Below are 26,741 nucleotides of genomic sequence, written 5' to 3'. Positions count from 1 at the left end.
CCTCCGTCTCTGCGCGCATGCCGTGCAGCGTTTACAGGTTTTCGGCTCATGCTGCAGCATTTTGGAAAGACTGTCATCGGTCGGAAACACGGATTTCGACTTGGTTACCTTCCTGAGCTGACGGTTGAAGCCTTCGATCGTGTTGGTCGTATAGATCAGCCGCCAGAGTGCCTGAGGAAACTTAAAATAAGTGCCGAGATTTGCCTTGTTATCCCTCCACGACTGAGAAATCTTAGGGTATTTCTTGTCCCAGTGTTCTGCGAACGTGTCTAACGCGTCCAAAGCAGCCGGTTCATCTACCGCTGCGTAGACTGCTTTCAAGTCAGCCATAAGTGCCTTCAAAACCTTGTAGGAGACATATTTGCTGGAATTTCGAAGCTGATGTATGATGCAGTTCTTGATTTCTGTCTTGGGATAGACTGCCTCGATCGCCGCAGAAAAACCGGTCAAATTATCCGTACAGGCAATGAAAATATCCTCGATGTCCTGGCTGATGCTGGTCTGATTTTTCCTCAGCACCTTGGGGTCAAATTCGCTCTTGCGATCCCGCGGCACAGACACCTCTACATCGCCAAAACAGGTGCGCAGGGTTTTGCTGCTGTGCCCGTTCCGGCTGTTATCCGTGTCCTTGTTCTTGTAGTCATACCGGCTGTAGCCCAGCTGATCGTCCAGCTCGGCCTCCAGACCGTTTTCCATGAACTCGGTGTTAGGTTTAAGTCTAGTCTGCCACATAGCCTCGATTGCGGTAATCTCTCCGGCACGCCATCGGGAAATAACCCGCTCGTAGTTGTCCGGCAGCGGTATCGGCTTGCGTCTGGTGTACTGGCTCTTTGTCTTGGCAATGGCGATACCCTCGCGCTGGCGCTGGAGGATGTACTCGCGTTCGAGTTCTGCGACCGCCGCAAACGCCACAGTCGGCGCCATTGTCGCAACAAACACAATGATACTATTGCCGATAACAATCACTTTTTCATAACTTTCCCTCCTTGTTTTATCTGCCTTAACGGCTTCAAATTTAAATAAAAAAACGCTTTCAAGACATGGCTACTCATGACTTGAAAGCGTTTTTATATCTTTTTTGGAACAGCACAAAAGGGCAGGGTTTTACCTGCTCTGCGAGCAGTGTATTGTACCGCGAATCGGCTTGCCAGATTCTTTTCCACGGCGTACACCTCCTTCTGCCTAATAAAGCGCAGAAGAGGTTAACAGCGTCTTCACTGATGCTTACAACCGGCTGTCATTGCGGCGTTCGCCGCCTTAGACTCTTCCGGCTTTGCGTCCCCATCTTTCGCTGGGTTTGCCTATCTCTCAGGCACCGTGTATGTACCTGATTTTTGATGGTTATACCATAATTTGTATAAGTACGCGATTGGTCTGCTATACAATTCGCGTCATAAAAACGATATTTCGCGCAGCAATCTGATGAATATCACCGTTCGGATAGCACAGCTGTGCTGCGCGTGCCTGTCTGCACACGCGACCGTTTCATCCGGTGGACACAGTACGGAGAGTGTGCTTTTTATTTCCACTGGGTACGGTACTGATGCGGGGTAATGCCGGTGCTCTTACGGAAGGCCATAATGAAGTGCGAAGCACTGGAGAATCCGCAGTTATCTGCGATGGTCTCAATACTCTGCGAGGTGGTGAGCAGCTGCTGTTTTGCGGCGCTCAGACGCACAGTCTGCAAAAACTGATGCGGTGTTGCCGACTGGTATTCCTTAAACTTACGCATATAGTAGCAGGTGCTGAGTGCAGCACGCTGGGACAGGTGTTCGATGGAGAGCGATTTGTCCGCAAAATTGTACGTCATATAGTCGGCTGAGTCCTGAATGGCGATCTCGAGATCGCTTTTTTTCTTTTCTCCGAGCACGAGCACGAGCAGAACGAGCAGCTTGTTGATTGTCAGGGAAATAATATGCGGATTGGGCTGGTTCTGGTGCACCGAGACCATGATGCGGCGGACACATTCCTCAATCTCGGCATTGCTTCCGGTGGGCAGGATGAACCCATGCGTATTGAGAATAAGATGTGTATAGGCCGTGCTGCCGCTGCCTGCAAAGTGGAACCAGCGCATGCGGATCGGTGTGAGGGCGTGATAGCTGTGCGGTTCTCTGCAGTCAAGCAGGATCAGGCTGCCGGGACCGGCGGTGCGTGTTTCACCGCGGTAGGTGACCGACAGTTCGCCTTCATCTACAATAAGCATCTGGCAGATATCCAGATAATTACGCTGCATACCGTATGTTTCGTCGCAATGGTAGCTGCCTGCGTGCGGAACATGGTACAGGTTAGTCGCGGTGAAGGCATCTGCATCGTGGTAATAGCGGACAGAATCTGCCAGAATACCCATATCGTTAAGCATAATTGGTGTCAACTCCTTTTTTGTACCATATCATGGTATGGAAATGCTGTCATTCGCTTTTCTTATACAATTATATCAAAAAATAATACTGATAAAAAGTATAAAATTTTGATATTTTATTATTATCCTGTGTAGTGATGAATGTGAGAATTTGATATATGATAGGTACAACGAAAGGGAAACGAACAAAAACACAAAAAATAGTTTCTTTTGAGTTGAAAAGACGAAGGGAAAAGAAAAAACAAGAATAGGAAATTCTACAATATAATAGGATTTTCTTGTTCAGAAGAGGGGTTGAAACATTTGATTATCATTTTAACATTCATCGCCTTCACCGGTCTGGTGGCCTTGATCTCATGGTACAAGACCAAGGAGGAGAACCTGTCCACCAAGGAAGGCTACTTCCTTGCAGGACGCGGACTGACCGGTCTGGTCATCGCCGGTTCACTGGAAATGACCAACCTGTCCACCGAACAGCTGGTCGGACAGGCCGGACAAAGCTATTCGACCAACATGGGCGCCATGAGCTGGTCGGTAAACGCAAGTATCGCGCTGCTGGCGCTGGCACTGATCTTCCTGCCGAAGTATCTGAAAGCCGGCATCACCACCATTCCGGAATTTCTGGAGGTTCGATTTGACCGCACCACCAAGCAGATCATCTCGTTCCTGTTCCTGCTCGGCTACATGCTTACTTACCTGCCGACCGTACTGTACTCCGGTGCGCTGGCCTTCAACCAGATTTTCCATCTGGATCAGCTGTTCGGCATCACCACTTATCAGAGTATTGCGATCCTGTGTGTTGCAATCGGCGTTATCGGTTCCATCTACGCAATCTTCGGCGGCCTGAAGGCAGTTGCGGTATCTGATACCGTAAACGGCGTGGGCCTGCTGATCGGCGGTCTGCTGATTCCGATCCTGTCCATCTGCATCCTCGGCAACGGCAGCTTCCTTGCCGGTATTCAGGACTTCATCACCAATGTTCCGGCGGAAAAGTTCAACGCGGTCAATCCGGCGAACGCCCTGCCTCCGATGATTCCGTGGCCGGTCCTGTTCCTCGGCATGCTGTTCAACAACCTGTTCTACTGGTGCACCAACCAGTCCATCATCCAGCGCACGCTGGCAGCAAAGAATCTGGCGCAGGCACAGCGCGGCGCAGTGTTCACCGCCTTCCTCAAGCTGCTGGATCCGTTCTTCATCACCATCTGCGGTCTGCTGGCTTACCGCTTCTTCGGAGACGGCCTGGCAAACAGCGACCTGGCATATCCGTCTCTGATCACCACAGTTGTTCCGAACTGGCTGCTCGGCATCATCGCAGCGGTTCTGTTCGGTGCGATCCTGTCGTCCTTTAACTCGGCACTGAACAGCTGTGTAACACTTTACACGCTGGACTTCCACCGTCCGCTGTTCAACCAGACCGCAAGTGACTCTCATCTGGTAAGCGTAGGCAAGCGCGTTGGTACCGGTCTTGCGATCGTATCCATCTGCGTAGCGCCGTTCGTCAGCAATGCACCGTCCGGTCTGTATGACTTCCTGCAGGAGTGCTTCGGCTTCTACTCCATGCCGATCCTCGCGATCGTGCTGGTAGGCTTCTACACCAAGCGCGTTCCGGCCTGCGCACCGAAAATTACGCTGGTCGTACACGTTATCCTGTACTCGATCTCCAAGTTCCTGCCGCTGAATGTGCATTACCTGTATGTTCTTTCGGTACTGTTCCCGGTAGACCTGGCACTGATGCTGCTCATCGGCAAGTTCAAGCCCCGTGCTACCGACTTTATCCTCGAGGATTCCAAGGCTGTTGACCTGACCCCGTGGAAGTACGTAAAACCCGCAGCGCTGACCTGCTTCATCCTGATGCTTTGCGTCTACGCGCTGTTCTCTCCGATCGGTCTGGCTCGATGATGAGCCGGACTCCGGAAACCATTCACCTATTCACATTGTAAGAAACGCACAAGGCGTTTTCGATAAAATCCAACAAGAGTATTGAGATTTTTTGAGGAGGAAAAACTTATGAGCAAGGAAATTAAAATCGGTCTGATCGGCGCTGGCTGGATGGGCAAGGCCCACACCACCGCATTCCACAACGCACGCATGATCTTCGGCGATGATATGCCGGTATTTGAGCTGGTAAGCGACGTCAGCGAGGATGCAGTAGCAAAGTTCGCGAAGAACATGGGCTACAACCGCTACACCACCAACTGGATGGACGTTGTTACCGATCCGGCAATCGACCTGGTTGACGTTGCAACCCCGAACTGCATGCACTACGAGATGGCAAAGGCTGCTCTCGAGCACGGCAAGCATGTTTTCTGCGAGAAGCCGCTGTCTCTGTCTGCTGAGCAGTCCCGCGAGCTGGCTGATCTGGCCAAGGAAAAGGGCGTAGTCAACTACTGCGGTTTCTCCAACATCATGAACCCGGCAAACCAGTATGTTGCGGAACTCGTCAAGTCCGGCAAGCTGGGCAAGATCATGCGCGTACACGCTACTTACGATCAGGATATGCTGCTCGATCCGTCCATTCCGATTGCATGGCGTCACATCAACAAGCTGGCAGGCTCGGGCGCACTGGGCGATCTGTGCAGCCATCTGCTGAGCGTTTCCCAGATGATCATGGGCGACATGAGCGAGGTTCTGGGCGTACAGTCCATCGTTATTCCGGAGCGTCCGGTCAAGGCAGGCAGCACTGAGATGGGCAAGGTTGAGAACGACGACCTCATCACCTTCCTCGTTAAGTATGAAAACGGTGCAATTGGTGACTTCTCGTCCTCCCGTGTTGCAACCGGCCGCAAGAACTACTTCTATTACGAGATTCAGGGCACCGAGGGCTCGGTAGTATACGATCTGGAGCGCATGTGTGAGGTTCAGGTTTACTTCAAGGCTGACGCTGACAAGGACAACGGCCGTGACTGCGGCTTCCGCACCGTACTGCTCAACCCGCAGCACAAGGGCTTCAAGTACTTCCAGCCGGCAGGCGGCATCGCAATCGCATTTGACGATATGAAGACCTTGCAGGCTCACGCACTCATGCAGGCAATGCACGGCGGTGAGTACATCTGCGACTTCGAGATGGGCGCCAAGGTTGACGGCATTATCAACGCAGTGCTCAAGTCCGTTAAGTCGGGCACCTGGGAAAAGTGCTGAGGGAGGTTCAAGGCTATGTTTAATAATGTAAAACTCGGCATTGCGCCGATCGGCTGGACGAATGACGACATGCCGCAGCTCGGCGGTGAGCTCACCTTCGAGCAGATGGTTTCCGAAGCGGCTCTGGCAGGCTTTCAGGGCACCGAGGTTGGCGGCAAGTTCCCGACCGACCCGGCAGTGCTCAACAAGGCACTCGACCTGCGCGGCATCAAGATCGCGTCCCAGTGGTTCTCCAGTTTCCTGTGCTCCACGCCGTACGAGGAGAACGAAAAGGCATTTATCCAGCAGCTTGATTTCCTCGAGGCAGTCGGCGCAAGCCGCATCAACGTATGCGAGCTGACCCGCTGCCTGTTCGCAGAGGAGTGCTCGATGTTCGGTGACAACAAGCCGGTCGCCACCGATGAAGAGTGGGACAAGCTGACCGACGGCCTGAACAAGCTGGGCAAGATCGCTGCCGACCGCGGCTTCAAGCTGTGCTTCCATCACCATATGGCAACGGTTGTACAGACCTTCGAGGAAACCAAGCGCCTGATGGACAACACCGATCCGCGCTATGTTTACCTCTGCTTCGACACCGGCCACTTCACGTTCTCCAAGGAGGACGCCGTCAAGGCTGCTAAGGAGTTCGGCCCGCGTATCGGCCACGTTCACCTCAAGGACATCCGTCCGGACATGATGGAAAAGGCTTACGCCGAGGGCTTCAAGTTCCGCAAGGCGGTTCTGGAAGGCTGCTTCACCATTCCGGGTGACGGCTGCGTCGACTATCCGGGCGTATTCAAGGCTCTGCACGATGCACACTACGAGGGCTGGTTCATCGTAGAGGCCGAGCAGGACCCGGCAAAGGCAAATCCGCTCGAATACGCAAAAATGGCGCGCGAGTATATTAAAAAGACCGCAGGTATCTGATAAGGAGGATTACAAATGGAGAAGATTCGTTTCGGTATCGTTGGCATCGGTATGATGGGCAGAATGCACGCCACCAGCCTGCAGCGTAATCCTCACGCAGAGGTTGTAGCGGTTTGCGCCCGCACCGAGAGCAAGGTCAAGGCGTTTCAGGAGGAATTCGGCGTACCGTACGGCTACACCAATGTAGACGAGCTGGTAAACAATCCCGAGGTTGACGCAATCGTTGTTGCAACCGGCGCAGATGCCCACAAGGCACCGTGTCTGGCAGCCTGCAAGGCCAAGAAGCATATCTTCTGCGAGAAGCCGCTGGCTAAGACCATCGAGGACTGCGAGGAGATCGAGAAGGCAGTTGCCGAGAACGGCAGCAAGTGCTTCACGGTTGGCTTTATGCGCCGCTTCGACCCGTCCTACGCAGAGGCCAAGGAGAAGATCCGCGCCGGCGCGATCGGCAAGCCGATCCTGTTCAAAGGCGTATCGCTCGACCCGTCCAGCGTGCTTGAGGCACATCTGGAGGGCGTTAAGAAGGGCATTTACGTTCCGTGGTTCATCGAGATGGGCAGCCACGACACCGACCTTGCACGTTGGTTCCTCGAGGGTGATCCGGTCGATTCCTTTGCAACCGGCGATGCTTATGTCTGCACCGGTCTGGCAGATTACAACGACTACGACAACGGTTTCTCGCTGACCAAGTTCGATAACAACACCACCGCTTACATTCAGGTAGGCCGCACCGCAACCTGCAGCCATGTTGAGAGCGAAATCGTCGGCACCAAGGGCACGCTGCGTGTCAACTCGGTACCGCGCAAGAACTACCTCTCGCAGTTCACCGAGAACGGCTTCGTAGAGGAGTGCCAGGAGAGCTTCCTTGCCCGCTGGGGCGAAGCGTTCCAGGCGGAGATCGACGACTTCGTTGACTGTGTACGCACCGGCCGCAAGCCGGAGACCACTGCACACGACGGCACGATGAGCCTGAAGTTCTGTCTGCAGCTGCATCAGGCATATCTGGACGGTAAGAAGAAGTAAATTACAACCGCTTTTTAGATAAAGGAAAAAAGGAGATTCACATCATGAGCAAGAAGGAACTCGCTATTGGCGTACTGGGCGCAGGCGGCAACATTGGCCACACCCATTCTCAGAACATTGCAACCTATGTAGACGGCGCTCGTTTGGCTGCTGTTTACGATCTGAACACCGAGCGTGCCGAGGAGGTCGCTAAGACCTACGGCGCAAAGGTAATGGCAAGCGCAGAGGAGCTGATCGCTTCTCCCGAAATCGACGCTGTTGTTATCGCATCCTGGGACGGCACTCACGCTGATCTGGCGGTAAAGTGCATCCAGGCCGGCAAGCCGGTATTCTGCGAGAAGCCGCTGGCTACCACCCTTGAGGACGCGAAGAAGGTTGTAGAGGCGGAGAAGGCTTCCGGCAAGCGTCTGCTGCAGATCGGCTTCATGCGTCGCTTTGACCCGGACTACATCAAGATGAAGAAGATCCTCGACTCCGGCGAGCTGGGTGCTCCGCTGATGGCGCACTGCATCAGCCGTACCCGCAGCCATCCGAAGAACCACACCACCGAGCAGCACATCACCAACATTGCCATCCACGAGATCGACATCTGCCGCTGGCTGCTGGGTGAGAACCTGAACGAAGTCGCTGTTCGTTTCCCGCGTGCTACCTGCTTCGCAGAAGGCACCTGCCAGGACCCGCAGCTGGTACTTATGCAGTCCGACTCCGGCGTACTGATCGACGTTGAGGTTTCCGGCAACAGCTACTACGGCTATGAGATCCTGTGCGAGCTGGTTTGCGAGAAGGGCACCATCCGCCTGCCGGTAGCGGCAGAGCCGATCGTCCGTTCTTACCTGCAGTGTGGTCAGGCAATCCCGGAGGACTGGACCAACCGTTTCGTAGTTGCTTATCAGGAAGAGTTGCAGCACTGGGTAGATTACCTGCAGGGCAAGACCGACGTTCCGGGCCCGGGTGCTGAGGACGGCTACGAGGCATGCAAGATCTCCGACGCACTGATCAAGGCACAGACCACCGGTCAGTGGGAAAAGGTAGAGGCATAATCCCCCCGCGAATGGTATACAGCAGGGGCGGGAATAGGTGTGAAACCGCCCCTGTTGATATAAAGAAGGTCATATTACCCGGTAATATGATTCCAATAGACAACTTGTCTAACAGGAGGAAAGAAAGATGAAGAGAAGCAACCTTTTTAAGCGTTCCGCAGCGATGCTGTTGGCAGGACTGATGGCAGTTTCCATGAGTGCATGCGGCGGCAGCAGCGCATCCGGCAATGACTCCGGCGATTCCCAGGCAAGCAGCAGCGGCGACACCCATAAGCTGAGCGTAGTGCTCAAGACCACCTCTTCCGAATACTGGAGCTACGTTATCGCAGGCATTGAGCAGGCGGAAAAGGATCTCGGCAACGTAGAAGTTGACGTACGCGGTGCAAACAGCGATACCGACTTCGACGGCCAGCTGAACATGGTAGAGACCATTGTAAACGCAGATATGTGCGAGGCGATCGCTATTGCACCGCTGCAGGCAGACCAGATCGCAAATGCACTGACCGGCGTCAAGATCCCGGTGCTGGCGATCGACACCAATTTCGATCAGGCGGAAACCTTTATCGGCACGGCGCACGAGGACGCTGCATATCAGGGCGGTAAGTATGTAGCCGAGAAGATCGGTAAGGGCGGCAAGGTTGTTATTCTGGCGAATATCCAGGGCGAGTCCACCTCTGAGGCTCGTGTAGCCGGTTACAAGAAGGCACTGGAAGAAGGCGGCTGCGAGATTATCTCCACGCAGTACACCGACGGCGTAGGCGACAAGGCTGTTACCGTAACCGATGGCGTTCTCCAGTCCTTCGCGGACATCGATGCGATCGTATGCTGCGCAGACGATGTTGCGCTCGGCGCATCCCGTGCCATCAAGCAGGCAGGCCGTGACGGTGACGGCATCATCGTATGCGGCTTCGACGGCATCTCCTCCGGCGTACAGGCAGTTGTTGACGGCGAAATCTCCTGCACCGTTGCACAGGACCCGTACAACATGGGCTACCAGTGTGTTAAGAGCCTGCTCGACGTTGTAGAAGGCGAAAAGCTGGATGACTTCATCGACACCGGCTGTAAGGTTATTACTCCGGACAATGCACAGGAGTATCTGGACAAGCTGAAGAGCCTGGTATAAGCATCATTTTCTGATCCCTCATCTCACTCTCGCACTTGGGAAAACGCTCCAATGTTCTTCCCATTCTTCATGTCATTAAGACATACTCTCTAATATTTTTTATTCTCTCTCTTTTAACTAACCCATAAGTTTTCTTCTCATATTGCTGGAAAAGCCGCTTATGCGGCTTTTCCTATACCCCGATTCGGTTTGGCGAAAGGATATTTGACCAATGTATCAGATTTTGAAAAAGCAAACGCTGAACGCAAACACCAAGCTGATGGTGATCGAGGCACCGCACGTTGCCCGCAAGGCAGAGCCGGGTCAGTTCATCATCCTGCGTGTCAGCGCAGAGGGCGAGCGTATTCCGCTCACGATCGCAGATTTTGACCGCGAAAAGGGTTCTGTCACCATCATTTTTCAGGAGGTCGGCGCAACGACGATGGCGCTCGGCGCGCTGAACGAGGGCGACTGCCTGCATGATTTTGTCGGTCCGCTCGGCAAGGCGAGCGAGCTTGAGGGTCTCAAGAAGGTCGCTGTTGTCGGCGGCGGTCTGGGCTGCGCTATCGCATATCCGCAGGCCAAGAAGCTTCACGAAATGGGCGCTGAGGTTGACCTGATTGCCGGTTTCCGCAGCAAGGACATCATCATCCTCGAGGACGAGATGAAGAACGCTTGCACCAACCTGCACATCGTGACCGACGACGGCTCGAACGGCCGCAAGGCTCTGGTTACACAGGTGCTCAAGGAGCTGATCGACGCGGGCAACCAGTACGATGCTGTTATTGCCATCGGCCCGATGATCATGATGAAGTTTGTCTGCGAGACCACCCGCCCGTACGGCATTAAGACCATCGTTTCCATGAACACCATCATGGTTGACGGTACCGGCATGTGCGGCGGCTGCCGTCTTACCGTTGGCGGCGAGACCAAGTTCGCCTGCGTTGACGGCCCGGATTTCGACGGTCACCTCGTTGATTTTGACAGTGCAATGCGCCGCGGTGCCATGTACAAGGCACAGGAGCGCGCGGCAGTAGAGCGCCGCGAGGAGCATTGCAATCTGTTCAAGAAGGAGGTCAAGTAATCATGCCGAATATGAATCCTAAAAAGTGTCCGATGCCCGAGCAGGCGCCGGACGTCCGCAATAAGAACTTTGAAGAGGTAACGCTCGGCTACACCGCTGAAATGGCGATCGAGGAAGCACAGCGCTGCCTGAACTGCAAGAACAAGCCCTGCATGACCGGCTGCCCGGTACAGGTCAAGATTCCGGAGTTCATCTCTCTGGTTGCAGAGGGTAAGTTCCTCGAGGCCGCTGCCAAGATCAAGGAGACCTCCGCACTGCCGGCTGTCTGCGGCCGTGTCTGCCCGCAGGAGAGCCAGTGCGAGTGCCACTGCGTGCGCGGCATCAAGGGCGAGCCGGTAGCCATCGGCCGTCTGGAGCGCTTCGTTGCCGACTACGCGCGCGAAAACAGCACCGAGAAGGCAGTAAAGCCGGAGTCCAACGGTCACAAGGTTGCCATCGTTGGTGCAGGCCCGGCCGGTCTGACCTGCGCAGGCGATCTGGCTCGTATGGGTTACGAGGTTACCGTTTTCGAGGCGCTGCACACCGCAGGCGGCGTACTCATGTACGGCATTCCGGAGTTCCGTCTGCCGAAGGCTATCGTGCAGAAGGAGATCGACACGCTGAAGGACCTCGGTGTTGAGTTTGTTCTGAACTTCGTTGTAGGCCGTTCTGAGACCATCGACGAGCTGTTCGGTGACGGTTACGAGGCCATCTTTGTAGGCTCCGGTGCCGGTCTGCCGACCTTTATCGGCGTTCCGGGCGAGAACGCAAACGGCGTTTACTCCGCGAACGAATACCTGACCCGCATCAATCTGATGAAGGCGTACAAGGAAAACTCCGACACCCCGATCTACCACGCCAAGAAAGTCGCTGTTGTCGGCGGCGGCAACGTAGCAATGGACGCTGCCCGCTGTGCAAAGCGCATGGGCGCGGAAGAGGTCTACATTGTTTACCGCCGTTCCGAGAAGGAGCTTCCGGCTCGTCTCGAGGAGATTCACCACGCGAAGGAAGAGGGCATTGTGTTCAAGTTCCTGACCGCGCCGCTCGAGGTGCTGTCTGACGAGAACTTCAACGTCACCGGTCTCAAATGCCAGCAGATGGAGCTGGGTGAGCCTGACGCATCCGGCCGCCGCCGTCCGATTCCGGTCGAAGGCAGCGAGTTTGTGCTTGATCTGGACTGCGTTATCGCGGCAATCGGCACCAGCCCGAACCCGCTGATCCGTCACACGACTCCGGGTCTGGAAACCAACCGCAAGGGCTGCATCGTGGCTGATGACGAGCACGGCATCACCTCCAAGGACGGCGTGTTCGCCGGCGGTGACGCTGTTACCGGTGCGGCTACCGTTATCCTTGCCATGGGCGCAGGCAAGCGCGCTGCCGCTGCAATGGACGAGTACATTAAGAATAAGAACAAGTAATTTTTGCTTGATATGAGGAAAACCAGGTTGTGCATTAAGCCGCAACCTGGTTTTTGCAGTGCGTTCGATATGGCAGCGACAAGGAAGCCGGCTACCAGCCAACAACTGACGGAAAACTCCAAAACCGACGAACAGAAATCATATAGCAGGCCGTATAGGGACGGACGAGAGTGCTGCTCTCCGGTTCCAACATGCATCTGGAGCATTCGCCGCTGTCATCGGTGTCGCAGCATCTATGGCATCTCTGACGCCGTCCGCGTGCGCGCCGGCACTGCTCATCTTCGGACCGGGGCATATGACGTCCGCGGTGTGCTCAAGGCGAACCTCGTGTTCCTTGTGCTGTCTCTTGCGGCCTGTCTTGTTGTGGTCTATCCGCTCGCCTCTGCGATGTTTGGATAAGCAAAGCGTTTGCGCAGATAAAATCCCCCTTGATGCCGGCCCGGTATCAGGGGGATTGTCTGTTTTTGTTCGTTCGGACGGAAATACCAGTGAATGGTTCTGATAACAGCAGATTTTATGCAAAACACAGCGCTCAGCGCGCCGAAAAATGTATGGGTCTAAATTCACATCTTCGGGCGCCATCGCCGCACCCATGTTGGCCGCGTCCTTGACGCCCATTTCGACCATTTTGCCGAACAGGACATGCGTCACGCGCACATCGCACGGCTCCGCGCCGTTCGGCACCGGCGCACTGCCGAGAATAGCCGCGCCTGCCGCAGTAGTTGTCCATTGTGCGGTTGGTGTGCGCTGCCCGCCGTAGGCCAGCGGAAAACGGTACTGCCGCTCTGCCGAGCAGAAATGCGAGGAAGCTGCCGCAAGCAGGCGGTCTGCCGCGCCGCTCTCGACCAGACAGCCGCCGAGCGCAAGACCCTGTGCCATCGTCGAGCATGCACCGTACTGCCCGAGATAGGGCACATTCGCGTGCATGGACGCTAAAAACGAGCCGATGCACTGGTTGAGCAGGTCGCCTGCAAGGATCAGGTCGAGCGAACGCTCGGGCAGGGTGGCTTTGCGCAGCGCAAGCCGGATGGCGGTCTTTTGCAGCTCGCTCTCCGCCAGCTCCCACGAGCGCTGTCCCATCCGGTCATTCTTCGCCACATAGTCAAACCGTTCACCAAGCGGACCTTCGCCCTCTTTTTTGCCGACTGCCGCCGCGTGTCCGAGCAGATACGGCCGGTTTTCGAGCGCAAGCGTGCGCTTGCCGATGCGCTTTATCATACCGAACCGCCTCCTGTCAAAAAAAGAATGAGACCGTAGATGACGCTTGCCGAAATGCCGTACACCAGCACCGGTCCCGCGATAACGAACAGCTTTGCACCCAGACCGAGGATCAGTCCCTCGCTTTTGAACTCCATCGCTGGAGAAACAATGGCGTTTGCAAAGCCGGTGATCGGTACAATCGTGCCTGCTCCCGCATATTTTGCAAGCTTTTCGTACAAATGCAGGCAGGTGAGCAGGGCGCCGAGAAACACCATCGTGATGGCGGTTGCGGCGGCTGTGTCTTCGGTATCCAGTCCGCGAGAGAGCCACAGCTGCCGCACACCCTCACCGGCCGTGCAGATCGCACCGCCGATGAGAAACGCCAGCAGGCAGTCGCGCCACAGCGGCGAATTCGGGCTTTTGCGTTCGAGCAGCTGTTGATAGGTTTGTTTATCCAGTTTCATGCAAGGTTCCCCTTTCTGTACGCGTAGTTTGCCCAGCCGTTCCGGGATTATCCATCTGACCCTGTAAAATAAATACGAACTGACCATTTTCGACAGACCATATTCGCGGTATGATAAATAAAACACATCAGATTAGGGGGATTTTTGATGGAATCCAAGAAGAAAGCGTTTTCGCTGTACGACATCGTGATGATCGGTCTGATGGCGGCAGTGGTATTCGTTGTTACCATGTTCCTGTCCATCCGCATTCCGACGCCGACAGGCACTACTATGATCAAGCTCGCAAACGCGTTCGTGCTGCTGTGCGGCCTGCTGCTCGGACCGGTTCGCGGCGGTCTTGCTGCCGGTATCGGCTCGATGATCTTCGATCTGATGACGCCGGAGTACGCACCGGAGGCGTGGATCACCTTTCTGCGTTTCTTCCTGATGGCATGGCTGTGCGGCGTGATCGCTTACGCCGGTGCCGCTGCCGCAAAGAAGTTTGCGCGCAACCTCGTGGCGTGCCTTGCAGGTGCGGTGTTCTCGTCGCTGCTGTACATGCTCAAGGGCATTATTGAGCTGATGATCGGCGGCAGTGCTCTGGTTCCGGCTTTTGTGGCCAATATTCCGAAGCTGATGACCTCGCCTCCGAATATCATTATCGCGGTAGTTGTTGCAATGGCGCTTCTGCCGGCGCTGCAGAAGGCGATGAATTCGACCTCGTTCGGCCACCATATGGCAGAAAAGTAAAGGCAATGTCGCACAATTAGAACTGCGGCGCGTCAGTACGCAAAATTTACTCGCAAACCGCTCTTGCCTAATGGTGTGGTATTACCTGCAAATCCGTTTGAGGACGCGCTCACTGATTACCGGTGGGCGCGTTTCTCATGCTTTGCAGAAAGTCGGATTTCGTGGTATACTGTAGTCATCTAAAGAAAAGCACAGCGAGGAGGAAAACAGTATGGCGGATTTTGTATCGCATCATCTATTTGGCAGGCAGGCGCTGACGGTGTTTCCCGCACCGGCGCAGCGGGCAGCGGCGTGCCGTCCGGCATGCTTTTTCTGGGGCTGTCAGGGACCGGACCCGCTGTTTTACCGGAAAATCCTGCTCGGCAGTCCGCTGCATAAGCTGGGCAACCGCATGCACTCGGAGAAAACGGACGAGCTGTTTGCGGCGCTCTCGCGTGCGGTGCGCGACCTGAGCGGTGACGCGCAGGAGATCGCAGCGGCGTATTTCTACGGCTTTGTGTGCCATTATGCGCTCGACAGTGAGATTCATCCCTATGTTTACTGCCGGCAGGTGCAGTTCTGCACCGAAAATCCGAAGCTGTCCGCGTCGGCGGTGCACAGCCGCATTGAAAGCGACATTGACTATCTGATCTACGAACGCGCATGCCATCGCCCCATCACTGAGTTCGATCCGGAGGAACGCTACCGGCTTTCGCCGGTCGAGCAGGCGGTGCTGTCGGTTGTGCTGCACGCAACGCTCAAAACCGTGTACGGAGCGGACGTTTCCACGCATGATCTGCGCCGTTCGTTCGCGGAAATGACCTCGTGGGAGAGTTTTCTCTATTCGGAGAGCCGCGCCGTCTATCGCGGAGCGAAAAAGGCGGAAGCCCTGCTCGGTCGAGGCGCCCTGCTCACCGGTCACATGAAGCTCGAGCGTCCGGCGTGGGATGCGCTCAATCTGGCTCATCAGCCGTGGCATAACCTGTGGAAACCGGACGAAACCCGCACGGATTCCGTTCCGGAGCTGTTCGGTCTGGCGCGTATTCGTGCCGCTTCGCTCGCCGGACAGTACGCCGCGCAGTTTGACGCAGGCTGGCTGATGCACTATCACTTTGATGAGCCGTTCGACAGCGGCAACCCGAAAAAATTGATAATGGAAAATGAAATGTGAGTGCATTTTCATTTGTCATTGCGATTGCAACAGAAAAGACTGTAAAAGACAAAAGACGCCTGAAAAGGCGTCTTTTGTGAGGCTGTCGAAAAACTATCGTTTTCCGAGCAGCCTCTCGCTCGAAACCACGCTTTCGAGCGAATACTGAAGAAAAACCGCGCCCTAACGGGCACATTTTTTCTTCCCTTGTATAAAAAGTCAGGTCCACGCCCCGACTTTTTATGAATTTGCTTCGCAAATTCTATTTTATGCGTGCTGCCGCACGAAGCGTAAAAATTAAAATAATACTTCTTTGACAGACTGACAAAAGACGCCTAAAAAGGCGCCTTTTCTGTTAGACACCGCTACTTTTCTGTTAGTCGCGGCTATTTTTGACCTGATTTCTTTGCAATACGGCAATGCCTGTGGTAAAATTGTAGGAAATCCGAAAGGAGGTGCAGCGACCGTGCAGTATGTGCTGTACTATTTTATTGCAGTCAGCGTCATCGGCGCGATTGTCTGTATTTACGATAAGCTCGCCGCGGCTCGCGGCTGGAGGCGTGTGCCCGAGCGCACGCTGTTTTTCTGGGCGCTGATCGGCGGCGGGCCGGGCGTGTACGCCACCATGCTCATCATCCGTCACAAGACGCTGCACCATATTTTCATGCTCGGCATACCGGCAATTATGATTCTGCAGGGAGCAATTATTGTTGGTATTTATAACATTCTGTATATGAAGGGACTTCTATGACAAACGCACTTATCCATATTTTCATCCGCGATGCGGAAAACACCGGCGATTCGCAGGTGCGTGAAAAATTCGGCGTGCTGTCCGGCGCGGTCGGACTGGCATGCAACCTGTTCCTGTTTGCACTCAAGCTGATCATTGGTCTGCTTACAGGGTCGATTTCCATCGCGGCGGACGCATTCAACAACCTGTCGGACGGTCTGTCCTGCCTGATTTCCATTGTCGGCTTCAAGGTTTCCGGCAAGGAGCCGGATGCGAAGCACCCGTTCGGCTACGGACGCACCGAATACATCGCGGGACTGATCGTCTCGTTCATCATCATTCTGGTCGGCTTCGAGTTCTTTAAAACCTCGCTCGACCGCATTCTGCATCCGGCTGCCGTAGCGTTCTCGGCGGTGCTGATGGGAATTCTTGCCGTATCCATGCTGGTTAAGCTGTGGATGGGCGCATTCAACGTCAATATCGGCCGCAGAATCGATTCTCCGGTGCTGATGGCGGCCGGTCAGGACAGCCGCAATGATGTTGTTACTACGGCTGTTGTTGTACTCGGCATGGTAGCCAGTCGGTTTACTACGCTGCCGGTGGACGGATATGTGGGTGTTGCCGTTGCCGCGTTCATCCTCTGGTCGGGCATCGGCATTGCGAAGGATACGGTTGCGCCGCTGCTCGGCGAAGCCGCCGATCCGGTGGTTGCCCGCAATATCCGGCGGATTGTAATGGAATCCGACCATATTGCCGGCGTACACGATATGATCATCCACAACTACGGTGCAGGACGCTCGATTGCGTCGCTGCATGCCGAAGTGCCGAGCGACTCGGACTTTGTGGCTGTGCACGAGGAAATCGACGAGGCCGAAAAGCGTGTCTGGCAGCAGACCGGTGTGTATCTGGTCATCCACATGGATCCGATCGATATCAATAATGCGTATGTCAACGCGCTGCGTGAGCAGACCGACGGCGTGCTCCGTGAGATCGACGGACAGCTTACCATGCACGACTTCCGCGTAGTGGACGGCAAACGCCAGATCAACCTGATTTTCGACGTTGTTGTGCCGTTTTCCTATGATGAGGATGCCAAACGCGACCTGCTGATGAAGATCTATGACAGCCTGAAAGCGATTGACTCGCGCTATAATCCGGTTGTAACGCTCGATCATCAGATGTGATAAGAAAATAATAGGCAGAAAAAGGAGGTGCTTTCGCATCTCCTTTTTCTGCTAAAAATAGCATAGCAAAACGGTAGGGAACAAAATAATCCGCGAAAACGGCAAGTTATCATTGCAATAACCCGAAAATTTGCTATAATGAAGATAGCGTTTTTACGCTTTATCAGATAACATTATTGTTTGGGGGAATTTAAGTGAGCTTTTTCTCGGGCCTGCTTTCCGCACTTCCCGGTGCAGTGGCGCAGGGTTTGATCTGGGGACTGATGGCGATCGGCGTATTCATCACCTTTAAGGTGCTCGATCTGGCCGACCTGACCGTCGATGGTACGATGGCGACCGGCGGTGCGGTGTGCATCGTTATGATGACGCACGGCGCGAATGTATGGGTGGCAATGCTGTGCGCTTTCCTTGCTGGCATGCTGGCCGGACTTATTACCGGTATTCTGCATACCTGTATGGGTATTCCGGCGATTCTGGCCGGTATTTTGACACAGCTGGCGCTGTTCTCCATTAACCTGCGCATTATGGACAAAAAAGCAAATGTAGCGATCAATCCGGACAACTACAAGCTGCTTGTATCGCTGCGCAACGTCAAGAAGCTGACTATCGAAAATCCGATTTTCGTTGCGGCTGTCTTTACGATTGTGGTTATCGCACTGCTGTACTGGTTCTTTGGTACTGCACTCGGCTGCTCCATCCGTGCGACCGGCGCAAACCCGAACATGAGCCGTGCACAGGGCATCAATGTTGATTTTGTCAAGGTGCTCGGCCTGATGCTGTCCAACGGTCTGGTTGCGCTGGCAAGTGCGCTGTACTGCCAGTATCAGGGCTTCGCGGATGTCAACGCGGGTCGTGGCGCTATCGTTATCGGCCTTGCCGCTGTCATCATCGGTGAGGTGCTGTTCAGCCGTATTTTCCGCAACTTTGCGCTGCGTCTGCTCGGCGTATCGCTCGGTGCGGTTGTGTACTATCTGGTTATTCAGGTGGTCCTCAACCTCGGCCTGAATACCAACGACCTGAAGTTGATCTCGGCTTTCGTCGTTGCAATCTTCCTTGCTGTTCCGTACTGGAAGGGCAAGTATTTCCGCGGTGCAGCCAAGAGCGCCGCAAAGACTGATGCGAAGGAGGCCAAGTAACATGCTGCAGCTCAAAGGGATTTACAAGACCTTCAACGCGGGCACGGTAAACGAAAAGCGTGCCATTGACAACCTGAACCTGACCCTTGAGGACGGTGATTTTGTCACCATCATCGGCGGCAACGGCGCCGGCAAGTCCACCACGCTGAACCTGATCGCAGGCGTGTATCCGGTGGATGCGGGCATGATTCATCTGAACGGCTACGACCTGACCGGTCTGCCCGAGCACAAGCGTGCGCGCTTCCTCGGCAGAGTATTTCAGGACCCGATGATGGGTACTGCCGCTACCATGGGTATCGAGGAGAATCTGGCGCTGGCATACCGCCGCGGTCAGAAGCGCGGCCTCGGCTCCGGTATCACGAACGAGGAACGCGAGCTGTATCGTGAAAAGCTGGCAACGCTCGGTCTGGGACTGGAGAACCGCATGACCAGTAAGGTCGGTCTGCTGTCCGGCGGTCAGCGTCAGGCACTGACCCTGCTGATGGCCACCCTGCGCAAGCCGGATCTGCTGCTGCTTGACGAGCATACCGCAGCGCTCGATCCGAAAACCGCAGATAAGGTGCTGCAGATCACCGAGGAGATCGTCGCACGCGACAACCTCACCACATTGATGGTAACGCATAACATGAAGAACGCCATCCAGTACGGCAACCGTCTGATTATGATGGATGCCGGTCGAGTTGTCGTTGATATCCGCGGTGAGGAGAAGAAGAACCTCACCGTCCGCGACCTGCTCGAGAAGTTCAATATCGAGAGCGACCGTATGCTGCTCAGCGAATAAGGCGAATAGAAAGACCCCGGAACCTGGTTTCGGGGTCTTTTTATGTTCATTTTTCATTTTCCAATCGCAATTCTCCATTGATTTGCCAACCGAGCGGCGTTCGCCGGAACAAAGCATTGTGCAGCCCTGTCAGCGCCTGCCATGTGGCTCGATCGGTAATGCCGGTCTCGGGCAGCTGAAAAATTTTCTGTGCATGTCTGACAGCGGACTGTGTATCCGTATCGTACTCGCCGGTGAGCGGCACGGCGGCAATCCGGTTATAATGCGGCGCAGTTTCGCCCAGCATGAGCTGGAGCACATACACCGTGGGACTTTTCGCGCCCGGCTTCAGCACGGCATCGCTCTCCGGCGGGAAGAATGCCGTCTGCATGGGAAGTGCATCGGCGGCGATAAGCGCGGCATATGTAGCATAGATGGCGTTCCATGTGCGCTGGTCGGCGATGCCCGTCACCGGAAGGCAGTTCTGCTGCTGGTATTCGCGCACGGCAGCGGCAGTCTTTGCATCCCAGATGCCGTCCGGCACGAGCGGTGCAGCGCTGCCCTCAGCCTGCTGAATACGCCGCAGAAAGGTCTGCAAATCGAAAATATGGCTGCATTTTTGTGCATCGGTGTACAATCACGTTGCCTCCTCTCCGACGGGATAGCCGGGATACTGTCCTCTGGCACTCTGGCTGCCGACCAGCACGGTTTCGGCGAGATCGGCCATGCCTTCCCAGGTCAGCGGACCGATAGCGCCCGTGGTGGGCAGACCGAGCAGCGACTGGATGACTGACACCGAGGACTCGGTCGCGTCTCCGAAAATGCCGTCTACCGTGACAGCGGGCACTTCGGCGTAGCCGCGGGCGATGATGTTGATGAGCTGCTGCGCCTGCCGCACGGCTTCGCCGCGCATCCCCTTGACAAGAAAGGTCTCCGGCAGGCCGATAAATTCCTCGAGCCACTCCTGCTCAGGCTGGGCGAGCAGTACGGACTGGTAGGTGGAAAGCAGGGCATACCACGTCTCTCGATCCACCACACCGGTGATGGGCAGGCCGACAAGCCGCTGATACGCAGCCACGGCTTCGCGGGTCTGCGGACCGAAAATACCGTCGATCTGTCCCGCCTGCCAGCGCGGCAGCGCATCGTAAAATTCGCCGACAATGGCAAGAAAATACTGCAAAAGCTGTACGCCCGGGCCGCTCATGCCCTCGGTCAGCCGCTCGGGGTACTGGCGGGAGATCTCACTGAGTGTCAGTCCCTCGCTGTTCAGCTCGCTCAGGCGCTTGACATTATTATAAATGAACGCGATGCGGTACCATGTTGCCGGGCCGACAAGGCCGTCCTCGGTGAGGTTGAACTGCCGCTGGAACGCCCGCACGGCGCGTTCGGTGTCCGCGCTGAACACGCCGTCCGTGGGATAGATTTTTGGAATGTTCGGGAAATTGGTCGAAATGCGGTTGAGGCGGGTCTGGACAGTGCGGACATCCTCGGAAAAGTCGCCCAGCCGCAGTGTCACGCCGGGGAACGACCCGCCGAGGTTGGGCGAGAGCGGTGCACCGGTGACGAAATTGATGTCGCTGCCGTAAAACGACTGCAAGATCTGCTCGGCGGAAAGTCCCTGCTCGGCCAGCGGCACGGTTCCCCACTGGCTCAGGCCGCCCGGACAGGTGACGGTCGTGCCGTTACAGTACTGCGCGAACAGCGGCTCGACCGCATCGCCGCGGGTGAGGTAAGTGCCGATCATATCATCTACAATGGTGGAAATATTCTCGAAAATATCCCGTCCGGGCACAAAGGACTGGTCATACCGCGTGGAATTGGTGATATCAAAATCGTAGCCTTGCGCGCGGTACCATTCGGTGAATACACGGTTGAGCACATAGGACATTTGTGCATACACGTTGGCGCGGATGGCCTGCTCGGGCCAGGTCGGATAAATCTCGGACGAGGCAACATTTTTGATGTAATCGGCAAACGGTACGGTGATATTCTGCGCATTCGAGGACGGCGCACCGAGGTGCACCGTGATGGTTTCCGGTATGGAAACATAGGGTTCGGGCAAAGCAATCCCTCCTTTTACGGATTCTCCGGCAACTCGGGATCGAGTGCTTGCGGCGCACCGGTGGCGGTCAGGTCGGTCTGCGCAAAGCTCTGGTTTTCCGCGAGCGGTGTAAGCGCCACGGGCAGCATGGTCGGCACGCCGGAGAACATGGCGATGTGCAGCGCGGTCAGCGGCGTGTAGCCCTCGGCGGAGATTTCGACCGTGTAGACCGCAAACGGCGGACCGCTGCCCGGGCTCAGCGAGTTGCTGCGCGGCGGCGTTGTCAGCACCATGGACGGCGTCATGCCGCCGGAGTCGGTCGTGACCGAGTAAAGCAGCGTGCGCATGCCGGTCTCATCCGGCGCGGTGGAGACGGAAACGATGGCGTTTTCAAGCGGCAGCGCGCCTAACGCGGTCGTGACGAGTACACGCAGCTCGGCGGTGCCGTCGGTCAGTTCAGCCATGAAAAAACCTCCTTGTCAGCAGGTGGAAAAACAGATATACTAAAGGTAACAGCCGCAAAGGCGGCAAAATCTCGAAAGGCGGGGACAGTATGCAGGATTACAAAACGATGATCTCCATGTGTGCAGAGCAGGAGGAGAAGTTTCAGTTTGAGCATTTTTCGCGCAAGGATGCGCTGAAAATCGGCCTCAAGCTGCATGAAAACGCAAAGGAGCAGCCGGTTGCGGTTGAGATTACGGTGAACGGTCTGGTCGTGTTCCGCTGCTTCGGTGAGGGCGCAAAGCCGGACAGCGAACTGTGGCTCGCGCGCAAGCGCAACGCGGTTGACCTGATGGAAACGTCCTCGCTGCGGTTTTTCGCAGAGCTGGAGGACGCAGGTGAGACCTTCGCGGACCGCAAGCTCGACCCGAACGAGTACGCCGCAGGCGGCGGTTTCCCGATCCGGCTGCGCGGTACCGGCGTGATCGGTTCCATCTGCGTTTCCGGTTATCCGGATCATGTGGATGATCATCAGCTTATCATTAACACACTGGCGGAGTATTTCGCATAATTGAGCATTTTAAATGGAGAATGGAAGATGAACGTATCATTTTTCATTCTCCATTATTTTTATACTATTTTGACATGATAATGCCGGAACCATCGGTCAAGCTGGATGATATACGCGAAAATCTGCGGGGTGCGCATCAGCTGTCCGAACCACGGTTCGGCAAGGCTTTCCGGTCGCTGCATGAGTTTTTGTACGGCATTCCGGTCGAACAGGGAAGCGGCGACCGAGGTGTTATCCTCGAAAATACGGCGGACATAGTCCGCGCACAAGCGGGTATAAACCGGATGAAAGGTTTTCGGATACGGACTTTTCTTGCGGTAAACGATCTCTTTGGGCAGTTCATTGGCGAACGCGCGGCGCACGATGCCCTTCTCACGTCCCTCGAGCGATTTGAAGTCCCACGGCATATTATAGGCATATTCGACAATGCGGTGGTCGCAGAAGGGCACGCGAACCTCAAGACCGGAGTACATGCTCATGCGGTCCTTGCGGTCGAGCAGGGTCGCCATGAACCAGTCAAGATTGAGCACGAACATTTCACGCATCCGGGCTGCTTTTTTGTCATCGGACGGCAGTCTGGGTGCGCGGGCGCAGGTGTCGCGGTAGTGCTGGTGCACAAACTCCTCGCCGTTTCTAACGGCATCCGGTGTGAGCAGACCCAGCCGCAGACCGACCGACCGTGACCACGGAAACGTATCTTCAAACAGAATTTCCTCACGGTGGTACCACGGATAGCCGCCAAATAACTCGTCGGCGCACTCGCCGGACAGGCAAACGGTGGTTCCGCCGCGCTTGACGGCCGCACAGAACAGCAGCAGGGAGGAGTCCACATCGGCCATGCCGGGCAGCGCACGCGCATCCGTCGCGGGGAGCAGGGCCGCGCACAGTGCCTCCGGTTCGAGCACAACGCGATGATGGTGCGTACCGAGAAAATCCACCATTTGATCAATATACGAATCGTCACTATTAGGTTGAAATATACTCTTTGTAAAATATTTATCGTTGTCCCGATAATCCACCGACCAGGTATGCAGCGTTTCGCCGCGGGCCGCGTAATCTTTCGCCGCCAGCATGGACAGGATGGACGAATCCAGTCCGCCGGACAGGAAACACGCCAGCGGCACATCGCTGACCAGCTGACGGCGGGCGGCATCGCAGATGAGCGTGTGCGTGCGCTCGACGGTAGTCGGCAGGTCGTCCTCATGCTCGTGCGCCTCGAGCTGCCAGTAAACGTGATCGGTGAAGTTTTCCGGAGTCAAAACGGCAAAATGTCCGGAGAGCAGCGACTTTATCTGCCGAAAAACACCGGATTCCGGCGGGCGAGCCGGACCGAGCAGCAGCAGCGTGCGCAGACCATCCTCGTCGAGCGCAGGCTCGATCTCCGGATGGCAGAGTACGGTGTCAATGGTCGAACCGAAGGTCAGACCGTTGCGAATGGGAGCGAAAAACAGCGGTTTCACGCCCAGCCGGTCGCGGCAGAGCGTCAGTCGGCGTTCGCGTTTCTCCCAGATAGCAAAGGCGAAAATGCCGTTCAGCCGCGAAAATGCGTCAGTTTTCCACTCAAGATAGGCGTGCAGCAGCACTTCGGTGTCCGAATGTCCGACAAACTCGTGCCCGCGCGACATAAGTTCTGTACGCAATTCCGGTGTGTTATATAACTCTCCGTTATATATAATAATAGTATTCCTGTCGGGAGAGTGCATCGGCTGCTTGCCGCCCTCCGGATCAATGACGATCAGCCGCCGATGGATAAGCGCTGCGTCCTCGTCAAAATAGGTGCCTTCGGCATCCGGGCCGCGCGGCGTGAGCGTGCGCTTCATGCCGTGCAGGATGGGTCCGCCGCGGCGTGCATCCCGTTCAAAATCCACAAAACCGCCGATACCACACATAGGCAGTTCCTCCTGAAAATAGTGATTTCTTTCTTTTATATGCACTCGAAACGGGAAATATGAGGTGGAATCCGAAATTTTCTTAAAAAGGAAAGCGTTGGCGGAAAAATGCGCGGTTTGCGTGCGATCTGCGTTCATTTATGCCGAGTATTGGAAGAAACGCACAAAATTTGGCGGCAGGATTTTATCAGTAAAAAGAATGTTAAATCCTTGACAAATGGTTTTCGGACGATATAATAGAGATAGACATGCTCCAAACAAGGGTATCGCTGGACGCGGCGCTGCGGCCACTGACCGTGTGCGCTGTGTTTTTGTGCGTATCCGCATTACTTATTTATTTGGGAGGTTTATGGCATGGATTTTAGGCTTACAAAAGAAGAAGCACTGTTCCAGAAGATGTGCCGCGAGTTCGCTCTGAACGAAGTAGAGCCGATCGCAGCTGAGATCGACGCGGAAGAGCGCTATCCGGAGGAAACCGTTCAGAAGCTGATGAAGTACGGACTGATGGGCATTCAGTTCCCGAAGGAAGTCGGCGGTTCCGGCGGTAACTATATTTGCTATTCTATCGCTATCGAAGAGATGAGCCGCGTATGCGGTACCACCGGCGGCATCATGTCCGCTCACGGCACCCTGGGTGCTTGGCCGATTTACGCTTTCGGTACTCCTGAGCAGAAGGAGAAGTGGCTGCGTCCGCTGATCGAGCCGAAGGAAGGCGCCAAGATCGGTGCATTCGGCCTGACCGAGCCGAACGCAGGTACCGACTCCGCTGCACAGCAGACCATGGCTGTTAAGCAGGAGGACGGCTCCTACATCATGAACGGCTCCAAGGTGTTCATCACCGGCGGCGGCCGTGCAGATACCTACGTTGTATTTGCTATGACCGACAAGACCAAGGGCAACAAGGGCATTTCTGCGTTCATCGTTGACAAGGACGACCCGGGCTTCTCCATCGGCAAGATCGAGCACAAGATGGGCATCCGTGGTTCTCAGACCGCAGAGCTGATCTTCGAGGACGTTCATCTGCCGGCAGACCGTCTGCTGGGCAAGGAGAACGGCGGCTTCAAGATCGCTATGATGACTCTGGACGGCGGCCGTATCGGTATCGCTTCTCAGGCTCTGGGCATCGCACAGGGCGCTCTGGATAAGGCTATCCAGTACATGAAGGAGCGCGTACAGTTCGGCAAGACTCTGGACAAGTTCCAGGGCCTGCAGTGGATGGTAGCTGACATGGCAACCCAGATCGACGCTGCTCGTCTGCTGGTTCGCCGTGCTGCATTCAACCACGATGTTGGTCTGCCGTTCACCAAGGAAGCTGCTATGGCTAAGCTGTACGCTTCTGAGGTTGCAATGGACGTTACCACCAAGTGCGTACAGATTTACGGCGGCTACGGTTACATCCGTGAGTACCCGATGGAGCGCATGATGCGTGACGCTAAGATCACCGAGATCTACGAGGGCACTTCTCAGGTTCAGAGAATGGTCATCGCTGGTCAGGTTCTGCGCTAAGAAAAGGAGGAAAACTGAACTATGAAGGCAATTGTTTGTGTAAAGCAGGTTCCGGATACCTCCGGCAAGGTTGCTGTTAATCCCGATGGCACCCTGAATCGTGCATCCATGCAGACCATCACCAACCCGGACGACCTGAACGCTGTAGAGGCTGCTCTGAAGCTGAAGGACGCTACCGGCTGCAAGGTCGTTGTTATCACCATGGGTCCTCCCCCGGCAGAGGGCATGCTGCGTGAGCTGATCGCTCGCGGCGCTGATGAAGGCGTTCTGGTTTCCGCTCGTGAGTTCGGCGGTTCCGATACCTTTGCTACTTCCCAGATCCTGGCTGCTGCTGTTAAGAAGGTTGGCCTGGAGAAGGACGACATCGTATTCTGCGGCCGTCAGGCTATCGACGGTGATACCGCTCAGGTTGGCTCTCAGATCGCTGAGAAGCTGGACATCCCGCAGGTTTCCTACGTTGCCGGCATCGAGAAGGATGGCGACAAGGTTGTTGTTAAGCGTATGCTCGAGGACGGCCACATGACCATCGAGACCCAGACCCCGTGCCTGCTGACCTGCATCAAGGAGCTGAACGAGCCCCGTTACATGTCCCTCAGCGGCATTATGGACTGCTACTCCGCTCCGGTTTCCGTATATGATTACAACACCCTGAAGGACGATCCGCTGATCGATCCGACCACCATTGGTCTGAAGGGTTCTCCCACCAATATCTTCAAGTCTTTCACTCCCCCGCAGAAGGGTCAGGGCAAGATGCTCGAGGGCGCTGACAAGGCTACCTGTGAGACTCTGGCGGCTGAACTGCTGAAGAAGCATATTATCTGATTGAAAGGAGAACAGAACAATGGCTGATTTTAATAACACCAACCTCGCCGATTTCTCCGGCGTATGGGTATTCTGTGAGCAGCGCCAGGG

The 26,741-nt window shown here is 55.4% G+C and carries 24 protein-coding genes, 2 pseudogenes and 1 riboswitch; of the genes and pseudogenes, 17 read left to right on the top strand and 9 right to left on the bottom strand.

The window, feature by feature from the left end; genetic code table 11:
• Positions 1-54 precede the first annotated feature (54 nt).
• From PG722_RS14220 to PG722_RS09740, 3 genes and pseudogenes are all read right to left on the bottom strand, one after another.
• Positions 55-492: pseudogene (locus PG722_RS14220) on the bottom strand (IS256 family transposase); the annotation flags it as partial.
• Between the two features lie 21 nt (positions 493-513).
• A pseudogene (locus PG722_RS14215) lies at positions 514-696 on the bottom strand (transposase); the annotation flags it as partial.
• A 526-nt stretch (positions 697-1,222) separates the two neighbouring features.
• Positions 1,223-1,312: riboswitch (cyclic di-GMP riboswitch) on the bottom strand.
• A gap of 207 nt (positions 1,313-1,519) precedes the next feature.
• Positions 1,520-2,359 (bottom strand): AraC family transcriptional regulator, encoded by an 840-nt coding sequence (locus PG722_RS09740; RefSeq protein WP_270580416.1) that lies wholly within the window; start codon positions 2,357-2,359, stop codon positions 1,520-1,522.
• A 303-nt stretch (positions 2,360-2,662) separates the two neighbouring features.
• Here PG722_RS09740 and PG722_RS09735 point away from each other — a divergent pair, with 303 nt between their 5' ends.
• From PG722_RS09735 to gltA, 8 genes are all read left to right on the top strand, one after another.
• Positions 2,663-4,258: a solute:sodium symporter family transporter gene (locus PG722_RS09735; protein ID WP_118480699.1), complete on the top strand. Its 1,596-nt coding sequence runs from the start codon at positions 2,663-2,665 to the stop codon at positions 4,256-4,258.
• A 108-nt stretch (positions 4,259-4,366) separates the two neighbouring features.
• A complete protein-coding gene (locus tag PG722_RS09730) occupies positions 4,367-5,497 on the top strand; it encodes a Gfo/Idh/MocA family protein (protein WP_270580415.1) in 1,131 nt (376 codons plus the stop codon).
• A gap of 15 nt (positions 5,498-5,512) precedes the next feature.
• A complete protein-coding gene (iolE, locus tag PG722_RS09725; RefSeq protein ID WP_270580414.1) occupies positions 5,513-6,403 on the top strand; it encodes a myo-inosose-2 dehydratase in 891 nt (296 codons plus the stop codon).
• A 15-nt stretch (positions 6,404-6,418) separates the two neighbouring features.
• Positions 6,419-7,426, top strand: coding sequence for a Gfo/Idh/MocA family oxidoreductase (locus PG722_RS09720; protein WP_118286021.1), 1,008 nt, complete (start codon positions 6,419-6,421; stop codon positions 7,424-7,426).
• 44 nt (positions 7,427-7,470) lie between these two features.
• Positions 7,471-8,466, top strand: a complete 996-nt coding sequence (locus PG722_RS09715) for a Gfo/Idh/MocA family oxidoreductase (RefSeq protein ID WP_118286022.1) — start codon at positions 7,471-7,473, stop codon at positions 8,464-8,466.
• A 127-nt stretch (positions 8,467-8,593) separates the two neighbouring features.
• Positions 8,594-9,589 carry a sugar ABC transporter substrate-binding protein gene (locus tag PG722_RS09710; RefSeq protein ID WP_118286023.1) on the top strand — a complete coding sequence of 332 codons (996 nt, stop codon included), beginning with the start codon at positions 8,594-8,596 and terminating at the stop codon, positions 9,587-9,589.
• A 211-nt stretch (positions 9,590-9,800) separates the two neighbouring features.
• The gene (locus PG722_RS09705) at positions 9,801-10,652 is read left to right on the top strand and encodes a sulfide/dihydroorotate dehydrogenase-like FAD/NAD-binding protein (RefSeq protein ID WP_118286024.1); all 852 of its coding nucleotides are present in this window, start codon (positions 9,801-9,803) and stop codon (positions 10,650-10,652) included.
• A 2-nt stretch (positions 10,653-10,654) separates the two neighbouring features.
• Complete coding sequence (gene gltA / locus PG722_RS09700) at positions 10,655-12,049, top strand: NADPH-dependent glutamate synthase (protein WP_270580413.1); 1,395 nt, start codon at positions 10,655-10,657, stop codon at positions 12,047-12,049.
• 138 nt (positions 12,050-12,187) lie between these two features.
• On the opposite strand, the gene PG722_RS09695 is transcribed toward gltA, so the two are convergent.
• Positions 12,188-13,267, bottom strand: a complete 1,080-nt coding sequence (locus PG722_RS09695; protein ID WP_270580412.1) for a hypothetical protein — start codon at positions 13,265-13,267, stop codon at positions 12,188-12,190.
• A complete protein-coding gene (spoVAC, locus tag PG722_RS09690) occupies positions 13,264-13,713 on the bottom strand; it encodes a stage V sporulation protein AC (protein ID WP_117489141.1) in 450 nt (149 codons plus the stop codon). Before spoVAC ends, PG722_RS09695 begins: the two co-directional genes overlap by 4 nt.
• Positions 13,714-13,860: 147 nt before the next feature.
• Here spoVAC and PG722_RS09685 point away from each other — a divergent pair, with 147 nt between their 5' ends.
• The 6 genes from PG722_RS09685 (at position 13,861) to PG722_RS09660 (ending at position 19,402) form a co-directional block, all read left to right on the top strand.
• Positions 13,861-14,442 (top strand): ECF transporter S component, encoded by a 582-nt coding sequence (locus tag PG722_RS09685; RefSeq protein WP_158574695.1) that lies wholly within the window; start codon positions 13,861-13,863, stop codon positions 14,440-14,442.
• Between the two features lie 211 nt (positions 14,443-14,653).
• Positions 14,654-15,592 (top strand): zinc dependent phospholipase C family protein, encoded by a 939-nt coding sequence (locus PG722_RS09680; protein ID WP_270580411.1) that lies wholly within the window; start codon positions 14,654-14,656, stop codon positions 15,590-15,592.
• Between the two features lie 445 nt (positions 15,593-16,037).
• The gene (locus PG722_RS09675; RefSeq protein ID WP_116705656.1) at positions 16,038-16,322 is read left to right on the top strand and encodes a DUF1294 domain-containing protein; all 285 of its coding nucleotides are present in this window, start codon (positions 16,038-16,040) and stop codon (positions 16,320-16,322) included.
• Positions 16,319-17,485 carry a cation diffusion facilitator family transporter gene (locus tag PG722_RS09670; protein ID WP_270580410.1) on the top strand — a complete coding sequence of 389 codons (1,167 nt, stop codon included), beginning with the start codon at positions 16,319-16,321 and terminating at the stop codon, positions 17,483-17,485. The genes PG722_RS09675 and PG722_RS09670 overlap by 4 nt, the downstream gene beginning before the upstream one ends.
• Positions 17,486-17,679: 194 nt before the next feature.
• Positions 17,680-18,621 carry an ABC transporter permease gene (locus tag PG722_RS09665; RefSeq protein ID WP_118481349.1) on the top strand — a complete coding sequence of 314 codons (942 nt, stop codon included), beginning with the start codon at positions 17,680-17,682 and terminating at the stop codon, positions 18,619-18,621.
• A gap of 1 nt (position 18,622) precedes the next feature.
• Entirely contained in the window at positions 18,623-19,402 is a 780-nt protein-coding gene (locus PG722_RS09660) for an ABC transporter ATP-binding protein (RefSeq protein ID WP_270580409.1), read from the top strand.
• A gap of 46 nt (positions 19,403-19,448) precedes the next feature.
• Here the strand turns inward: PG722_RS09660 and PG722_RS09655 are convergent, their stop codons facing one another.
• From PG722_RS09655 to PG722_RS09645, 3 genes are read right to left on the bottom strand one after another with little or no spacing between them, the layout of a single operon-like run.
• Complete coding sequence (locus PG722_RS09655) at positions 19,449-20,018, bottom strand: peptidoglycan-binding domain-containing protein (RefSeq protein WP_270580408.1); 570 nt, start codon at positions 20,016-20,018, stop codon at positions 19,449-19,451.
• Positions 20,019-21,443 carry a peptidoglycan-binding protein gene (locus PG722_RS09650; protein ID WP_270580407.1) on the bottom strand — a complete coding sequence of 475 codons (1,425 nt, stop codon included), beginning with the start codon at positions 21,441-21,443 and terminating at the stop codon, positions 20,019-20,021.
• A gap of 14 nt (positions 21,444-21,457) precedes the next feature.
• Positions 21,458-21,886 carry a hypothetical protein gene (locus tag PG722_RS09645; RefSeq protein WP_270580406.1) on the bottom strand — a complete coding sequence of 143 codons (429 nt, stop codon included), beginning with the start codon at positions 21,884-21,886 and terminating at the stop codon, positions 21,458-21,460.
• Between the two features lie 89 nt (positions 21,887-21,975).
• Between PG722_RS09645 and PG722_RS09640 the strand changes: the two genes are divergently transcribed.
• Positions 21,976-22,434 carry a heme-degrading domain-containing protein gene (locus PG722_RS09640; protein WP_270580405.1) on the top strand — a complete coding sequence of 153 codons (459 nt, stop codon included), beginning with the start codon at positions 21,976-21,978 and terminating at the stop codon, positions 22,432-22,434.
• Between the two features lie 59 nt (positions 22,435-22,493).
• On the opposite strand, the gene asnB is transcribed toward PG722_RS09640, so the two are convergent.
• Positions 22,494-24,323: an asparagine synthase (glutamine-hydrolyzing) gene (asnB, locus tag PG722_RS09635; RefSeq protein WP_270580404.1), complete on the bottom strand. Its 1,830-nt coding sequence runs from the start codon at positions 24,321-24,323 to the stop codon at positions 22,494-22,496.
• A gap of 354 nt (positions 24,324-24,677) precedes the next feature.
• On the opposite strand from asnB, the gene PG722_RS09630 reads away from it, so the two are divergent.
• Positions 24,678-25,829, top strand: coding sequence for an acyl-CoA dehydrogenase (locus PG722_RS09630; protein ID WP_110435953.1), 1,152 nt, complete (start codon positions 24,678-24,680; stop codon positions 25,827-25,829).
• Between the two features lie 21 nt (positions 25,830-25,850).
• Complete coding sequence (gene acrB, locus PG722_RS09625) at positions 25,851-26,651, top strand: acryloyl-CoA reductase electron transfer subunit gamma (RefSeq protein ID WP_117489123.1); 801 nt, start codon at positions 25,851-25,853, stop codon at positions 26,649-26,651.
• Positions 26,652-26,741: the final 90 nt, after the last annotated feature.

The sequence above is a fragment of the Butyricicoccus sp. OF27-2pH9A genome (assembly GCF_027693185.1).
Lineage (GTDB): Bacteria > Bacillota > Clostridia > Oscillospirales > Butyricicoccaceae > Agathobaculum > Agathobaculum butyriciproducens.
This window is presented reverse-complemented; position numbering and strand designations above follow the sequence as displayed.

What these genes read in the sequence shown, in the direction of transcription:
- PG722_RS09640 (WP_270580405.1), top strand. Translation starts at nt 21,976, where the DNA reads ATGCAGGATTACAAAACGATGATCTCCATGTGTGCAGAGCAGGAGGAG.
- acrB (WP_117489123.1), top strand. Translation starts at nt 25,851, where the DNA reads ATGAAGGCAATTGTTTGTGTAAAGCAGGTTCCGGATACCTCCGGCAAG.
- PG722_RS09710 (WP_118286023.1), top strand. Translation starts at nt 8,594, where the DNA reads ATGAAGAGAAGCAACCTTTTTAAGCGTTCCGCAGCGATGCTGTTGGCA.
- gltA (WP_270580413.1), top strand. Translation starts at nt 10,655, where the DNA reads ATGCCGAATATGAATCCTAAAAAGTGTCCGATGCCCGAGCAGGCGCCG.
- PG722_RS09740 (WP_270580416.1), bottom strand. Translation starts at nt 2,359, where the DNA reads ATGCTTAACGATATGGGTATTCTGGCAGATTCTGTCCGCTATTACCAC.
- spoVAC (WP_117489141.1), bottom strand. Translation starts at nt 13,713, where the DNA reads ATGAAACTGGATAAACAAACCTATCAACAGCTGCTCGAACGCAAAAGC.
- PG722_RS09715 (WP_118286022.1), top strand. Translation starts at nt 7,471, where the DNA reads ATGAGCAAGAAGGAACTCGCTATTGGCGTACTGGGCGCAGGCGGCAAC.
- PG722_RS09720 (WP_118286021.1), top strand. Translation starts at nt 6,419, where the DNA reads ATGGAGAAGATTCGTTTCGGTATCGTTGGCATCGGTATGATGGGCAGA.
- PG722_RS09685 (WP_158574695.1), top strand. Translation starts at nt 13,861, where the DNA reads ATGGAATCCAAGAAGAAAGCGTTTTCGCTGTACGACATCGTGATGATC.
- PG722_RS09695 (WP_270580412.1), bottom strand. Translation starts at nt 13,267, where the DNA reads ATGATAAAGCGCATCGGCAAGCGCACGCTTGCGCTCGAAAACCGGCCG.
- PG722_RS09660 (WP_270580409.1), top strand. Translation starts at nt 18,623, where the DNA reads ATGCTGCAGCTCAAAGGGATTTACAAGACCTTCAACGCGGGCACGGTA.
- PG722_RS09670 (WP_270580410.1), top strand. Translation starts at nt 16,319, where the DNA reads ATGACAAACGCACTTATCCATATTTTCATCCGCGATGCGGAAAACACC.
- PG722_RS09645 (WP_270580406.1), bottom strand. Translation starts at nt 21,886, where the DNA reads ATGGCTGAACTGACCGACGGCACCGCCGAGCTGCGTGTACTCGTCACG.
- PG722_RS09730 (WP_270580415.1), top strand. Translation starts at nt 4,367, where the DNA reads ATGAGCAAGGAAATTAAAATCGGTCTGATCGGCGCTGGCTGGATGGGC.
- PG722_RS09680 (WP_270580411.1), top strand. Translation starts at nt 14,654, where the DNA reads ATGGCGGATTTTGTATCGCATCATCTATTTGGCAGGCAGGCGCTGACG.
- PG722_RS09630 (WP_110435953.1), top strand. Translation starts at nt 24,678, where the DNA reads ATGGATTTTAGGCTTACAAAAGAAGAAGCACTGTTCCAGAAGATGTGC.
- iolE (WP_270580414.1), top strand. Translation starts at nt 5,513, where the DNA reads ATGTTTAATAATGTAAAACTCGGCATTGCGCCGATCGGCTGGACGAAT.
- PG722_RS09705 (WP_118286024.1), top strand. Translation starts at nt 9,801, where the DNA reads ATGTATCAGATTTTGAAAAAGCAAACGCTGAACGCAAACACCAAGCTG.
- asnB (WP_270580404.1), bottom strand. Translation starts at nt 24,323, where the DNA reads ATGTGTGGTATCGGCGGTTTTGTGGATTTTGAACGGGATGCACGCCGC.